Origin of the sequence: Rahnella sp. BCC 1045, from assembly GCF_019049615.1 — a bacterium.
GTDB lineage: Bacteria > Pseudomonadota > Gammaproteobacteria > Enterobacterales > Enterobacteriaceae > Rahnella > Rahnella contaminans.
In genome coordinates this window covers 119,167-133,928 of the sequence record NZ_JAFMOZ010000135.1, presented here as the reverse complement: position 1 = coordinate 133,928, position 14,762 = coordinate 119,167, and the positions used below count along the sequence as shown (strand labels likewise).

General features: G+C 53.5%; 15 protein-coding genes. 8 read left to right on the top strand and 7 right to left on the bottom strand.

Annotated elements, in window-relative coordinates:
• Nucleotides 1-174: 174 nt before the first annotated feature.
• Nucleotides 175-366 carry a hypothetical protein gene (locus J1782_RS18030; RefSeq protein WP_015697753.1) on the top strand — a complete coding sequence of 64 codons (192 nt, stop codon included), beginning with the start codon at nt 175-177 and terminating at the stop codon, nt 364-366.
• A 92-nt stretch (nt 367-458) separates the two neighbouring features.
• On the opposite strand, the gene J1782_RS18025 is transcribed toward J1782_RS18030, so the two are convergent.
• The 6 genes from J1782_RS18025 to pspA form a co-directional block, all read right to left on the bottom strand.
• On the bottom strand, nt 459-1,526 hold the full coding sequence (locus J1782_RS18025) for a YcjF family protein (protein WP_217153639.1): 1,068 nt from the start codon (nt 1,524-1,526) through the stop codon (nt 459-461).
• On the bottom strand, nt 1,523-2,920 hold the full coding sequence (locus J1782_RS18020) for a YcjX family protein (protein ID WP_217153638.1): 1,398 nt from the start codon (nt 2,918-2,920) through the stop codon (nt 1,523-1,525). The genes J1782_RS18025 and J1782_RS18020 overlap by 4 nt, the downstream gene beginning before the upstream one ends.
• On the bottom strand, nt 2,895-3,146 hold the full coding sequence (locus J1782_RS18015) for a phage shock protein PspD (RefSeq protein ID WP_152325759.1): 252 nt from the start codon (nt 3,144-3,146) through the stop codon (nt 2,895-2,897). The genes J1782_RS18020 and J1782_RS18015 overlap by 26 nt, the downstream gene beginning before the upstream one ends.
• Nucleotides 3,147-3,228: 82 nt before the next feature.
• Nucleotides 3,229-3,588 (bottom strand): envelope stress response membrane protein PspC, encoded by a 360-nt coding sequence (pspC, locus tag J1782_RS18010; RefSeq protein ID WP_152325758.1) that lies wholly within the window; start codon nt 3,586-3,588, stop codon nt 3,229-3,231.
• Nucleotides 3,588-3,815 (bottom strand): envelope stress response membrane protein PspB, encoded by a 228-nt coding sequence (gene pspB, locus J1782_RS18005; RefSeq protein ID WP_152325757.1) that lies wholly within the window; start codon nt 3,813-3,815, stop codon nt 3,588-3,590. The genes pspC and pspB overlap by 1 nt, the downstream gene beginning before the upstream one ends.
• 80 nt (nt 3,816-3,895) lie before the next feature.
• The gene (pspA, locus tag J1782_RS18000) at nt 3,896-4,567 is read right to left on the bottom strand and encodes a phage shock protein PspA (protein WP_152325756.1); all 672 of its coding nucleotides are present in this window, start codon (nt 4,565-4,567) and stop codon (nt 3,896-3,898) included.
• A gap of 233 nt (nt 4,568-4,800) precedes the next feature.
• Between pspA and pspF the strand changes: the two genes are divergently transcribed.
• A complete protein-coding gene (gene pspF, locus J1782_RS17995; RefSeq protein ID WP_217153637.1) occupies nt 4,801-5,805 on the top strand; it encodes a phage shock protein operon transcriptional activator in 1,005 nt (334 codons plus the stop codon).
• Between the two features lie 225 nt (nt 5,806-6,030).
• Here the strand turns inward: pspF and zigA are convergent, their stop codons facing one another.
• Entirely contained in the window at nt 6,031-7,218 is a 1,188-nt protein-coding gene (gene zigA / locus J1782_RS17990; protein WP_165056937.1) for a zinc metallochaperone GTPase ZigA, read from the bottom strand.
• A gap of 221 nt (nt 7,219-7,439) precedes the next feature.
• Between zigA and sapA the strand changes: the two genes are divergently transcribed.
• The 6 genes from sapA (at nt 7,440) to J1782_RS17960 (ending at nt 14,199) form a co-directional block, all read left to right on the top strand.
• Complete coding sequence (gene sapA / locus J1782_RS17985) at nt 7,440-9,104, top strand: ABC transporter substrate-binding protein SapA (RefSeq protein ID WP_165056935.1); 1,665 nt, start codon at nt 7,440-7,442, stop codon at nt 9,102-9,104.
• The gene (gene sapB, locus J1782_RS17980) at nt 9,101-10,066 is read left to right on the top strand and encodes a putrescine export ABC transporter permease SapB (protein WP_152325752.1); all 966 of its coding nucleotides are present in this window, start codon (nt 9,101-9,103) and stop codon (nt 10,064-10,066) included. Before sapA ends, sapB begins: the two co-directional genes overlap by 4 nt.
• The gene (sapC, locus tag J1782_RS17975; protein ID WP_165056933.1) at nt 10,053-10,943 is read left to right on the top strand and encodes a putrescine export ABC transporter permease SapC; all 891 of its coding nucleotides are present in this window, start codon (nt 10,053-10,055) and stop codon (nt 10,941-10,943) included. The genes sapB and sapC overlap by 14 nt, the downstream gene beginning before the upstream one ends.
• On the top strand, nt 10,943-11,935 hold the full coding sequence (sapD, locus tag J1782_RS17970; RefSeq protein WP_152325750.1) for a putrescine export ABC transporter ATP-binding protein SapD: 993 nt from the start codon (nt 10,943-10,945) through the stop codon (nt 11,933-11,935). The genes sapC and sapD overlap by 1 nt, the downstream gene beginning before the upstream one ends.
• Nucleotides 11,935-12,744: a putrescine export ABC transporter ATP-binding protein SapF gene (sapF, locus tag J1782_RS17965; RefSeq protein WP_152325749.1), complete on the top strand. Its 810-nt coding sequence runs from the start codon at nt 11,935-11,937 to the stop codon at nt 12,742-12,744. The genes sapD and sapF overlap by 1 nt, the downstream gene beginning before the upstream one ends.
• 252 nt (nt 12,745-12,996) lie before the next feature.
• The gene (locus J1782_RS17960) at nt 12,997-14,199 is read left to right on the top strand and encodes a peroxidase-related enzyme (protein WP_217153636.1); all 1,203 of its coding nucleotides are present in this window, start codon (nt 12,997-12,999) and stop codon (nt 14,197-14,199) included.
• Nucleotides 14,200-14,762 lie beyond the last annotated feature (563 nt).

Sequence of the window (14,762 nt, the reverse complement as noted above, 5' to 3'; positions counted from 1 at the left end):
GCGTATAATATTCCACTTAGGAGATTATTCCTAGTCAAATTCCGCCGCCAGTGCTCTAGGCTTAATCCCCGTGAAGACATTGCGTAGAAATTATCTCCATAGCATTACTCAATGTTTTCATCGCCCCCGGTTTTTAAGGGGACTTGCTTTAACAGATTAAAAGGAAGGCCTAAGATGAAACAATTAACAGAACATGATATTGAAATGGTTAATGGTGCGGGTTGGTCGGAAGATGTGAATAAAGTTGCCGATCGCCTATCAAGCTTTGGTCAGGACGCGGTAAGTGACACCAGTAATGCGGTGAACAAAGCGTATTCACAAATTTCCGATGGTCTTGCTAAAGCACAGAACTATCTGACGACCTAGTTTTCAGTCTTTAAAGGTTATTCAGAGTAATACAAGCCCCGCTCACGCGGGGCTTTTTTATATCAGCAGGAAATCTTTATATCCACGGACAATCAAACGCCCGCTTTGGTTTTATCACTCTTCACCATGCTGTTTTTCAGCTTGCCGATAAGTTCTTTGCGAAAATCACCCAGTTTGGGTTTATCGCCTTCAAGCCACGGCAGCGGACGGCAGAGCTCCATGGTTTTGATACCCAGACGTGCAGTGAGCAATCCGGCACCGATGCCCTGTGCAGCACGGGCAGAAAGCCGCGCCGCCAGATCCTGCGACATCCAGTCCATCCCCACTTCGCGTACCAGTTCGGACGCACCGGCAAAAGCCATATTCAGCAGCACCAGACGGAACAGGCGAATGCGGCTGTAATAGCCAAGATCAATGCCATAAAGCACGGCGATGCGGTTGACCAGACGCAGGTTGCGCCAGGCGATAAAGGCCATATCGACCAGCGCCAGCGGGCTGACGGCAATCATCAGCGCAGATTCGGCCGCCGAATGGCTGATTTCGCGACGCGCCTGTGCGTCGAGTACCGGCTGAACCAGACGGGCATATAGCTCGACCACTTCGCGGTCATTTTGCGTTTCGTGCAGTGACGCCTGCCAGCGCTGCAGCGCCGGATGGCTGTTATCGAGCCCGGCTTGTGCCGCCAGTTTTTCGCAAAACGCCCGCCCCTTTCCTGCTGCGTGGCTGTGCATCAATTCACGCGCCTCATCGCGCTCATCGGCACGCTGACGCAGACGATACAGGCGACGCCATTCAGTCGCCACGGATCCAACACCGGCGACGATAATCAGGCCGCCCGCCGTGCAGGCACCGAGCGCCACCCAATCCTGCTGAACCCACGCCTGATGCACCCATTGCACGCCCTGCGCGACCACACTGATGCCCAGCACCGCAACGCCAAGACGTACAATTTTGCCCCATAAACTGCGGCGCGGTTTGAGCGCACGGCTGAGTACGGCTTCGGCTTCGCCCTCTTCCTGCTGTTCGTCGGTTTCGACGGTCACCGGAGTAAAGCGTTCTGAAATCATTTCGTCAAAGGTCAGCGCCGGTCTGATCACCGGATCCGCAGGCGCTTTTAATTCCGTTTCAAAATCGATACGCGGTTTTATCGGTTCGCTCATCGCATTTTATCTCCCAGTAAAAACTCCATTACCGCATCCAGACGGATGTGCGGCAACGGCGTGTCTACGCTCATTTCGCGCGGACGAAACTCGTCAAAATGAAACCCCTGTTTTTGCCAGAACGCCGCGCCCGGCAAACGCGCAGGCACTTCGCCGGGGAACACCGTCAGCGGCGCGCCATCCTGCAAGCGTTGGCCTTTCAGCGCTGGCAAACTTTGCCCCTGATATTCCACCCTGCCGGTTTCTGTCGCCTGAACGGAGGCCAGCCCGGCGCAATCCATGCTGATGCCTTCGAAGGCCGCATTTTGCCAGGCTTCCTGCACCAGTTGCTGCAACAGCGACACCAGGTTCGCATGCTGATCGCCGGTAATGTGGTCGGCTTTGGTGGCCGCAAACATCAGTTTGTCGATGCACGGATTAAACAGGCGGCGGAACAGCGTACGTTTACCGTAGTGGAAACTTTGCATCAGTTGCGTCAGTGCGAGGCGCATATCGTTGAACGCCTGCGGCCCGCTGTTAAGCGGTTGCAGGCAATCCACCAGCACGATCTGACGGTCAAATTTCACAAAGTGATCTTTATAAAAACCTTTCACGATGTTCTGGCAGTAATAATCAAACCGCGCGCGCAGCATGCCGAGATTGCTATTTTTATCCGCCTGCACCAGCTGTGCGTCGCTGTACTGATGCATTTCCGGCCACGGGAAAAACTGCAATGCGGGCGCGCCGGCTAAATCCCCCGGCAAAACAAAACGCCCCGGCTGGATAAAGTGCAAGCCTTCGGCTTTGCAGCGGATCAGGTAATCGGTATACGCCTGCGCAATCGCGCCCAGCAGATTTTCATCGGCAGGTGCCAGCGGGTCGCATTGCTGGCACAGTTCGAGCCACGGCTTCGCCCACTGTGCGCGATCACCCTGCAACAGCCCCGCCATCTGGCGTGACCAGTCGAGATAATTTTGCTCCAGCATCGGCAAATCCAGCAGCCATTCGCCCGGATAATCGACAATTTCCAGATACAGCGTCGAGGTGTCTTTGAAGTGGCGAAGCAGGGAATCGTTGGAGCGATAACGCAGCGCCAGCCGGATTTCGCTGACGCCACGGGTCGGCGTTGGCCACGCAGGCGGCGTACCGTAAAGTGCTGCCAGCCCTTGGTCATAAGCAAAGCGCGACACACCCAGATCCCGCTGCGGGACGCGTTTCACGCCAAGCAGCCGCTCCTCGCGGGCAGCCGAAAACAGCGGTAAACGTGCGCCGCTGTGCATATGTAAAAGCTGGTTAACGAAGGCGGTAATGAAAGCGGTTTTACCGCTGCGGCTTAATCCGGTAACAGCCAGCCGCAGATGCCTGTCCATGCCGCGATTGATCAGTGAATTAAAGTCGTTTTGTAGTCTTTTCATTGCTCTCCCTGGCGTAGCGCCCAAACAGCGCGGTAAGAATACGTTTAAATAACGGTTCTAATAATAGTGCTAAAACATACCGGAGTGGCCCTTTTCCCACCACGCCCAGCACACGCGCTGCCAGTCCGGCAGGACCGAACGTCAGCGCCAGCGTAATGATAACGCTGAAAATTTTTGAAAACAGGCTGCGCTTACCCGGCAGCGAGGAATTCAGGTAACGGGTCATAAAGATTCCTTAAGCGGGACGTGAGAGGGAAAAAGCAGCCGGAACAATGTCCGGCAGCAGAGGTAAAGCGGTGAAGAGAAAATTAGAGCTGACGGAACCGGCTGCGTACGCCGAAGGTTTCCGAGGTCACGTAACGCTCGACCTGACGCAAACGCTGTTCGCTGGCTTTCAGTTCGCGGTCAGCTTCTTCCAGCAGGTTACGCGGAGAAGGCGCGTTCTCGCCTTCAAATTCACTGGCAGGCATCGGATCCAACACATAGCTGAGGATCACGTACGCCACAAAAGTGAACATGAATAAGCCGAAAAACACAGACAATACCGCCATAATCCTCAGCAGTTTTACCGGTACGCCCAGATAGTGCGCCAGCCCGGCCAGAACGCCTTTTATCACGCCCTCTTCCGGCACGCGGTAGAGTTTTCGTTCAGACATTCGGTTCGCCATTATGAATTCCTCCAGCCGGGATGTTCGGCATCGAGAATTTCTTCCAGCGCCTGAATACGTTCGCGCATGCGCTGCGCTTCATGCGTCAGGCTGGTGAGATTTTGTATCTCATGCTGACTGAGCTGACTGCCATTTTGCTGGCGATTGCTGTAGTGAAGCCACAACCAGACGGGCGCCACAAATAAAACAAAAATAGTCAGCGGAATTGCTAAAAACAGGAAGCTCATTATTTATCCTTAATTCTGATGAGTCTTATGGGTACAGGAACTCCGCAACCTGCCTGCGGACAGGCAGGTTTACCGGAAAATTACGCGTCCTGATTACCGTTCATTTTGGCTTTCAGGGCAGCAATTTGCGCGCTGATTTCATCGTCGGCTTTCAGCTCAGCAAACTGCTGATCCAGCGATTTCTTTTTGCCAATACTGACGCTTTCCGCTTCTGCTTCCATATGATCAATGCGGCGTTCGAACTGCTCAAAACGCGCCATCGCTTCATCAATTTTACCGCTGTCGAGCTGACGACGAACGTCACGCGAAGAGGCTGCCGCCTGGTGACGTAATGTCAGCGCCTGCTGGCGGGCACGGGTTTCAGTCAGTTTGCTTTCCAGTTCACCAATTTCGGACTTCATGCGATCCAGCGTTTCTTCTACGACGGTCACTTCGTTCTTCAGCGTCGCCACCAGCTCGGTCAATTTCTGTTTCTCAATCAGCGCAGCACGCGCCAGATCGTCTTTATCTTTACGCAGGGCCAGTTCGGCTTTGTCCTGCCATTCAATCTGCTGGGATTCACCCTGATCAATGCGGCGGATCAGCTGTTTCTTTTCTGCCAGCGCACGGGCAGAGGTTGAACGCAGTTCCACCAGCGTGTCTTCCATTTCCTGAATCATCAGACGAACAAGTTTTTGCGGATCTTCTGCTTTATCCAGCAAGGTGTTGATGTTGGCGTTAATGATGTCAGCGAAGCGAGAAAAAATACCCATAATCGAAATTCCTCTTTGTTTCTGTTTGGTTTCCGGCCAAATGATTACCGGTCAAATCCGCAGGAAAATTTTCAACTGCGGCGATAAACCTATATCAGGATCCGTGCCAACTTTTTAAAATCATTATCTGCATGAATAAATTGAATTTTTTATCTTCGTCTCTGCTATGCTTATTTTTCGAGATGAGTAATTTCACTAAGAGTTAGTGTGTTTCACCACACAAGGAATGCCAAATGACGGATAACACAGACAATTTGCTCGGCGAAGCCAACGCCTTTATTGAGGTGCTGGAACAGGTTTCGCAGCTGGCGAAACTGAATAAGCCGGTTCTGGTCACCGGTGAACGCGGCAGTGGTAAAGAGCTGATTGCGCACCGTCTGCATTATCTGTCGCCGCGCTGGCAGGGGCCGTTCATTTCGCTCAACTGTGCGGCGCTCAATGAAAACCTGCTGGATTCCGAACTGTTCGGCCATGAAGCGGGCGCGTTTACCGGCGCGCAGAAACGTCATTTCGGACGCTTTGAACGCGCGGACGGCGGAACGTTGTTTCTCGATGAACTGGCGACCGCGCCGATGCTGGTGCAGGAAAAACTGCTGCGTGTCATTGAATATGGCCATCTGGAACGCGTCGGCGGCAGCCAGCCGTTACAGGTCGATGTGCGGCTGGTATGTGCGACGAATGATGATCTTCCGGCACTGGCCGCCGCCGGAAAATTCCGCGCGGATTTGCTTGACCGCCTGGCGTTTGACGTCGTTCAGCTTCCGCCGCTGCGTGAGCGCCAGCAGGACATCATGTTGCTGGCTGAGCATTTTGCCATCCAGATGTGCCGCGAACTTTCTCTGCCGCTGTTCCCCGGTTTTACCGAACATGCCCGCGAAACGCTGATGCGCTATCGCTGGCCGGGCAATATCCGCGAACTGAAAAACGTCGTGGAGCGCTCGATGTACCGGCACGGCACCAGCGATTTTCCGCTGGATAACATTATTCTGAATCCGTTTGCTCAGCGGGCAGCGTATTCCGCACCGGAGGAACCGCGTGAGAGTATTTCGTTACCAGCATTGCCGCTGGATTTAAAACACTGGGTCACCGGTCAGGAAAAAAATCTGATTGAACAGGCGTTGCGGCAGGCGCGTTTCAACCAGCGCAAGGCCGCTGAGCTGCTTAACGTGACGTATCATCAGTTACGCGGAATGTTGAAAAAGCACGGGATACAGGTGAATACGCAGGAAAGTGACTGAATAACAGGCAAAAAAAAGCCAGCACCCGAGCTGGCTAAGTAATACTGGAAGCAATGTGAGCAATGTCGTACCTCGCGATTAACGCCCCTGGCGGGACACCTCTCGTCCGGTGAAAAGAATGATAATGGTTCTCAGTATCGTCTGTAAAGCGTTTTGTTGAGAATATTTCTCATTACCACACTGTTTTTACGGCTACTTTTTGAACAACCTTATCGTCATTACGGACTACCATTCAGGAAAAGGATCGGCCATCGCGATCCAGCTGTCGATCCCTTCGGCCATTTGTTGTTCGCTCAGCAGACATGCATCCAGCCGGTGAATAATCTCTTCTTTATCCAGATGCTGGCCGATGAATACCAGCTCCTGACGCATATCGCCAAACGGCTCAACCCACTTTTCCATGATTTGCTGGCGGGTTTCTTCATCCTGCGGCCAGTCATTTTCGGGCAATGCACGCCAGAAAATCCCCGCCATGCCATAACGCGCGATCCCGCCCGCCTGGCTCCACTGCCCGGCGAAACGCGGACGCGTCGCCAGCCAGAAAAAACCTTTCGACCGGAGCAGGGTCCCGCCGCCCCAGTCGCCGTGTACCACGCGATAAAATTTATCCGGATCAAACGGCCGGCGCGCGGTGTACACAAAACTGCTGATGCCGTATTCCTCGGTTTCCGGCGTATGTTCACCACGCAGTTCCTTCAGCCAGCCCGGAGCCTGCTGCGCTTTGGCAAAATCAAAAAGACCGGTATTGAGCACATTTTCCAGCGGCAAACTGCCCGGTGATATAGGGATGATTTGCGCTTCCGGGTTCAGGCTTTTCAGTAACGCAATCACTTCACGCTGCTGCCGGCTGTCGAGCAGATCCGTTTTGCTTACCAGTAAGACGTTACAAAATTCAATCTGGTCAATCAGGAGATCAGTCACGCTGCGCGCGTCGTCCTCGCCCAGACTTTCACCCGCCTCCTGAACGCTGCGGGCTTCCTGATATTGCTGCATAAAATTGACGCCATCCACGACGGTGACCAGCGTATCCAGCCGCGCAAATTGTGAAAGGCTTTCGCCGTTTTCATCTTCAAACGTAAAGGTTTCCGCCACCGGCAGCGGCTCTGAGATCCCGCTCGATTCAATCAGCAGATAATCAAACCGCCCCGCCTGCGCCAGTTCGCGCACGGAGATCAGTAAATCTTCCCGCAACGTGCAGCAGATGCAGCCGTTGCTCATTTCCACCAGTTTTTCCTGCTGGCGGTCGAGCGTAATTTCGTTAGCGACCAGTGCCGCATCAATATTTACTTCACTCATATCATTGACGATCACCGCTACGCGCATGCCCTCACGGTTGTTCAGAATGTGGTTCAGCACGGTAGTTTTCCCCGCGCCCAGAAAGCCGGAAAGCACGGTGACGGGCAGTAAAGACATAGTTAACCTCGAATCAGAAGACCGCGCAGGCAAAATACTTCGCCTGCGATTATTGTTATAATATAACATAACAATGTCAGCGCGATTTCAAGGGTTTTCTGGAAGAACGGATAAAATCTGCGCGAAGTGCCGCAGGATTTCACCCTGTTTTGTGCAATGGATTGGGGTACCTCGCAGAGTACGGTACACTTGAGACATTGCACCTTAACTTTGAAGCCTTTATGCGTCGTCTAACTTTGTGGATGCTTTTACTGAGCAGTTTGTCCGCAGCAGTTTTTGCTGAGACTGCTCCAACACATGCCAGCCCGACGGTGGCCAGCGCGCCAGTCAAAGATATTCGCCAGAGCGGCTTTGTCTATTGCGTCAACGGCATGGTCAATACCTTCAATCCGCAAAAAGCCAGCAGCGGGCTGATTATTGATACGCTCGCTGCACAGCTTTACGACCGTCTGCTGGACGTTGACCCGTATACCTATCGCCTGATCCCTGAACTGGCGCAAAGCTGGGAAGTGCTCGACGACGGCGCAACCTACCGTTTCCATCTGCGCAAAGATGTACCTTTTCAGAAAACCAGCGGATTTGTACCTTCACGTAAAATGAACGCCGATGACGTGGTGTTCAGCTTCCAGCGCATCATTGATCCGAATAATCATTTCCACGGCGTTAACGGCGAAGAGTATCCGTATTTCGACAGTTTGCAGTTTGCCAAAACGGTGAAGAGCATCAAAAAGCTCGATGACTACACAGTCGAGTTTCGCCTGAACAATCCCGATGCCTCTTTCCTCTGGCATCTGGCGACCCATTACGCACCGGTACTTTCCGCTGAATATGCGGCCAGTCTGACGAAATCAGGCAATGAAGAAGAAATAGACCGTCAGCCTGTCGGCACCGGCCCGTTCCAGTTGGGCGAATACCGCACCGGCCAGTACGTGCGTCTTGAACGCAACGGACAATACTGGAAAGGCACGCCGCGCATGGCGCAGGTGGTGATCGACATGGGCGTCGGCGGTACCGGACGTTTGTCTAAATTACTCACTGGTGAGTGTGATGTTCTGGCGTATCCGGCGGCCAGTCAGCTGTCGATTTTGCGTGAAGATCCGCGTCTGCGCCTTTCCCTGCGTCCGGGAATGAACGTCGCCTATCTGGCGTTTAATACCAATAAAGCGCCGCTCAACGATCCACGTATCCGTCGGGCCGTTGCGCTTTCTATTAATAACCAGCGTCTGATGCAGTCAATTTATTACGGCACGGCAGAAACAGCGGCGTCAATCTTGCCACGCGCCTCGTGGGCGTATGACAGCAATGCGCAGGTGACGGAATACAATCCGGCTAAAGCCAGACAAATCCTCAAAGATCTCGGACAGGAAAAACTGAATCTGCATCTGTGGGTACCGACGGCGTCGCAGTCGTTTAACCCGAGCCCGCTGAAAACCGCTGAACTTATTCAGGCGGATTTAGCACAGGTTGGGATTAAAGTGACGATTGTGCCGGTTGAAGGCCGTTTCCAGGAAGCCAAGCTGATGGAGATGAACCATGACCTGACGCTGACCGGCTGGTCGACGGACAGTAATGACCCGGACAGTTTCTTCCGCCCGATGCTCAGTTGTGCAGCGATTCATTCGCAGACCAACTATGCTCACTGGTGTGATCCGGCGTTTGATGAATTGCTGCGTCAGGGCCTGTTGTCGCAGCAGCTTTCGCAGCGCATTGAGTTTTATCAGCAAGCTCAGAAAATCCTCGAGCAGGAATTACCCGTGCTGCCGCTGGCTTCCTCGCTGCGTCTTCAGGCTTACCGTTACGACATCAAAGGGCTGGTACTGAGTCCGTTCGGCAACTCTTCATTCGCAGGCGTCTTCCGTGATGACGAAGGAAGGAAAGCACCATGATTATCTTCACGTTACGCCGCATTTTGTTGCTGCTGGTCACGCTGTTTTTCCTCAGTCTGGTAGCGTTCAGCCTGAGCTATTTCACGCCGAATGCGCCGCTGCGCGGTGCGTCTTTGTGGGATGCCTATCGCTTTTATTTCATGGGGCTGTGCCAGTTTGATTTTGGCGTATCGAGCATCAACGGCGAAAGCATTACTTATCAGCTGAAAGCGGTCTTCCCGGCCACCATGGAACTGTGCGTTCTGGCCTTTGCGCTGGCGCTGTTCGTCGGGATCCCTCTGGGGATTCTGGCGGGCGTAATGCGCGGGAAATGGCCGGATGTGGCGATCAGCAGCCTGGCGCTACTCGGTTTCTCGATCCCTGTTTTCTGGCTGGCCGTTCTGCTGATGTTGTTCTTCTCTTTACAGCTCGGCTGGCTACCGGTTTCTGGTCGTCTTGATTTGCTGTATCAGTTGAAAACCGTGACCGGCCTTACGCTGGTCGATGCCTGGCTTTCACATTCGCCGTATCGCCACGAGATGATTATCAGCGCCATCCGCCATATGATTTTGCCGATTGCCGCGCTGGCCGTTGCGCCGACCACTGAAGTGATCCGCCTGATGCGGATTTCGACTGATGACGTCCTGGCGAAAAACTACGTGAAAGCCGCTGCAACCCGCGGGCTGTCGCGCTTTACCATTATCCGTCGTCATGTTTTACACAATGCGCTGCCGCCGATTATCCCAAAACTGGGTCTGCAATTTTCCACCATGCTGACGCTGGCGATGATTACGGAAGTGGTCTTTAACTGGCCGGGCATTGGCCGCTGGCTGATAAACGCGATCCGCCAGCAAGATTATGCCGCGATTTCCGCCGGTGTGATGGTGGTAGGCTCACTGGTGATCGTCGTCAACGTGCTTTCAGACATTCTCGGTGCCCTGATGAACCCATTGAAACATAAGGAATGGTATGCCCTTCGATAATGTATACCGTGAAAAACAGGTTCCCAGCCCGCTGCGTCATACGTGGGGAATTTTCTATCGCGATACGCTGTCGATGATCGGCTTCTACGGTGTGCTTGGGCTGCTGTTCCTGTGTGTTTTCGGGCATCTGCTGGCGCCGTATGCACTTGATCAGCAATTCCTCGGTTACCAGTTGCTGCCGCCGTCGTGGTCGCGCTACGGGAACGTTTCATTCTTCCTTGGTACCGACGATTTAGGCCGCGATTTACTCAGCCGGATGTTAACCGGCGCGGCACCGACCATCGGCGGTGCGCTGGTGATTACCCTCGCGGCGTCACTGTGCGGCGTGATTATCGGCGTGCTGGCGGGCATCACGCGCGGGCTGAAATCAGCGATCCTCAACCATATTCTCGATACGCTGCTGTCTATCCCTTCCCTGCTTCTGGCGATTGTGGTCGTGGCCTTTATCGGCCCGAAACTTGAACACGCTATGCTGGCAGTCTGGCTGGCGCTTTTGCCGCGTATTTCCCGTACGATTTACAGCGCCGTGCATGACGAACTGGAAAAAGAGTACGTGGTGGCCGTGCGTCTGGACGGTGCATCGACCTGGCAAATCCTGCGTTACGCGGTGCTGCCAAACATTGTGGCCGTACTGGCAACGGAATTTACCCGCGCGCTGTCGATGGCCATTCTGGATATTGCCGCATTAGGTTTTCTGGATTTAGGGGCGCAGCTTCCCTCACCAGAATGGGGAGCGATGCTCGGCGATTCGCTGGAGCTGGTTTATGTCGCGCCCTGGACAGTGATGCTGCCGGGTGCAGCAATCCTTATCAGCGTGCTGCTGATCAACCTGCTGGGTGATGGTGTGCGCCGGGCGATTAATGCAGGGGTGGAATAATGCCGTTACTTGATATCCGTAACCTGACAATCGAATTTATGACCGCCGAAGGCCCGGTAAAAGCCGTCGATCGCGTGAGCATTACGCTTAATGCCGGCGAAGTTCGCGGGCTGGTGGGCGAATCCGGTTCAGGCAAAAGCCTGATTGCCAAAGCCATCTGCGGCGTCACCAAAGACAACTGGCGCGTCACCGCTGACCGGATGCGTTTTGATGATATTGATCTGCTGACGCTGTCCCCGCGCGAACGACGCAAGCTGGTCGGGCAGAACGTGTCGATGATTTTTCAGGAACCGCAGTCCTGTCTGGATCCCTCCGAAAACATTGGCCGCCAGCTGATTCAGGCCATTCCCGGCTGGACGTATAAAGGCCGCTGGTATCAGCGCTGGAAATGGCGGAAAAAACGCGCCATTGAGCTGCTGCACCGCGTCGGGATTAAAGATCATAAAGACATTATGGCCAGCTATCCGTATGAGCTGACCGAAGGCGAATGTCAGAAAGTAATGATTGCCATCGCGCTGGCCAATCAGCCGCGTTTGCTGATTGCGGATGAACCGACCAACGCCATGGAGCCGACCACACAGGCGCAGATTTTCCGCCTGCTGGCGCGGCTTAATCAGAACAATAACACGACCATTTTGCTCATCAGCCACGACCTGCAAATGATGAGCAAATGGGCCAACCGCATAAACGTGCTGTATTGCGGACAAACCGTCGAAAGTGCGGTGTGCGAAGACTTGCTGGCTGCGCCGCATCATCCTTACACGCAGGCGCTGATCCGCGCGATGCCGGACTTTGGCCGTTCGCTGCCGCATAAAAGCCGTCTGAATACGCTGCCGGGGGCCATTCCTTCGCTGGAGCATTTGCCGATTGGCTGTCGTCTGGGGCCACGCTGCCCTTATGCGCAGAAAAAATGCATTGAAACGCCGCGCCTTCGTCTGGCAAAAACGCACGCATTTGCCTGCCACTTTCCGCTGAATATGGAGGAGCAATAATGGGCGAGACCTTGCTTGAAGTCCGCAACCTGAGCAAAACGTTCCGTTATCGCACCGGCCTGTTCCGCAAGATGGATCTCGATGCCGTGAAGCCTGTCAGCTTTACGTTGCGTGAAAAACAGACGCTGGCGATTATTGGTGAGAACGGTTCAGGGAAATCCACGCTGGCGAAGATGCTGTCGGGCATGGTTGAACCGAGCGGCGGTGAAATCCTGATTGATGAGCATCCGCTGGAATTTCGCGATTACCGGTTCCGCAGCCAGCAAATTCGCATGATTTTTCAGGATCCGAGTACGTCGCTGAACCCGCGTCAGCGCATCGGACAGTTGCTTGAAGCACCGCTGCGCCTTAACAGCGAGATGGATGCCCAGCAGCGCGAACAGCGTATCAACCAGACTTTACGGCTGGTGGGTATGTTGCCGGACCACGCGTTTTATTACCCGCATATGCTGGCCTCCGGGCAAAAGCAGCGTGTCGCACTGGCGCGTGCTTTAATCCTGCAACCGAAAGTGATTGTTGCCGATGAAGCGCTGGCGTCGCTTGATATGTCTATGCGCTCGCAAATCATCAACATGATGCTCGAATTGCAGGAAAAGCAGGGTATTTCCTACATTTACGTGACGCAACATTTGGGCATGATGAAACACATCAGCGATCAGGTGCTGGTGATGCACGAAGGCGAAGTGGTTGAGCGGGGAAACACGGCGGAAGTGCTCGCCGCACCGCTTCATGATCTTACCAAGCGGCTCATCTCCAGCCATTTTGGCGAGGCATTAACTGCCGATGCCTGGCGTCGCGACGGGAACTGACACAGACGATCCCTTACGCCTTTCTGGCACTAAAACCGGCATCAGCTTCCTGAGCCGGTTTTTTTATGATTCCAATTTCACAAAATGTCGATAAAACGTCTGCCGAAATCCTTTCATCTGGAATATTCACGGTCTTCTATTCCATTTCGCTATGATTTATCGCTTAACATTATTTTATCTCGACAGCGGTATCGGCAAGGATAGGGTCTGTAAATTCGCCTGAGTGACAGGCTTGAAGCAAAGGACCCGATCATGGAACAACAACGCAAGGCCGCGCACAGCGGCTGGTATCACGAAACACAATCCAGCCAGTATGGTCACCTGCCACTCGATCCTCATGCCGCGTTGATTCAGGATCGCTTTTTACTCGGACTGGAAAACCAGCTCGACCCGACGCTTCGTCCGCTGATTAACGACCGCCAGGGTTTGCTGCGCGCTTCCCGTGCCTGTTACGAGGTGCTCTTTCCGGACAGCCTGAGCGTTTCACGCACCGAAACGTTGTCGTTATATGACCGCCTCAGCAGCGCGCTGACTGTCGCGCAGGTGAGTGGCGTCCAATGTCTTTGTAGCCATTACGCTGCCCGCCTCGCCCCCCTGTCCAGCCCCGACGCCTCACGTGAAAGTAACATCCGCCAGACCCACATTACCCAGTTCGCCCGCTTACTTGCCACGCAACCCACGTTAATTACTGCACCGATGCTCAGTCAGCTTTACGACGTCGGGCTGAGTACACGCGATATTGTCACGTTCACGCAGCTCATTGGTTTTGTCAGCTATCAGGCGCGCGTGCTGGCCGTTCTGAACGGTCTGCGTGGCCGCGCGGCAGCTGTATTACCAGGATTCCCGTCGCCGGAAGGTTGCGAGCAAAAAGGGTTCTCACTGGCGATGCTGCAATGGTCGTCGCGTTTGCCGGAAGTGGTGCCGGAAACCGCCAGCCGTCACCAGCAGGATGTGCTGGATTTGATCGCACCGGATGCCCGTTCTTCTTCTTTCTATACGCTGCTGGTACACGACGCCGATGCGCTGAGCGAATTCTCGGCCGTATTCAATAATATTATGCAGGCTGGCGAACGCCCGAAAGCCGCGTGGCGCGAGTTGTCAGCGGTGACCACCTCGCAGTTAAACGGTTGTCTGTACTGCGCGGGGATCCACGGCCGTCTCTATCTGGAAGCGGGCGGAAGTGAAACGCTGATCGAGGAATTGTTTAAAGAAAGCCATCGTGATGACGCCGTTGATTTTGTCTCGCAAAAACGGGCAGATGCCAAAGAAGCGGCGTTGCTCGAAGCCGTGATTACGTTAACCCGTACACCGGAACGTTTTGACGCACGCCGTCTGCACGGTTTGTCTGACGCAGGCTACAGTGCCGTACAATCTCTGGATATCCTGTTGACCGCAGCGCTGTTCAGCTGGTCGAATCGTCTGATTCAGACGTTGGGCGATACGCTCAACAGGTAATGCAGGGCATGTTTTTCATTCATGCTTTACCCCTCCTTTTCGGCAGGATATTTGCCTGCCGAATCCATCAAATGTAAATACCTTCGCCTTCTAACCGCCATAAGTCGTACTAATCTTATTTTCAATCGGAAATTTAGTGTTAAAACGAGAGGCAGATCACATCAGGTTATTTGCTGCTCTGGTCACAGCTTCACCCACCACGCTTTGATTCATAAAACCCCGAAACAACCGCTACAAGCCAGAGATATTCACTGCATATTCACTATTTTCCAGCCAATGAATCCGCTTATCAGTTTTCCGGTAAAACAAATACAAATCACACTTCCGGATTATTATTCATACAACATTTTCACATTGTCTATTTAGAAAACATAAACGTTAATTCTGCATAACATTTCGAACATAGTTTAATCAGGACGGATAAGTTAAATGTAACGATACATTTCAAACTCCTTGCCACATTTACGAAGATAGTGAACATTACCTGCCGTCATCCCATCTTATAACAATGCAAAGGGTGCTTATTTCGCGCCACTTATGCGTTTTCGCCATTCACGGGCGAA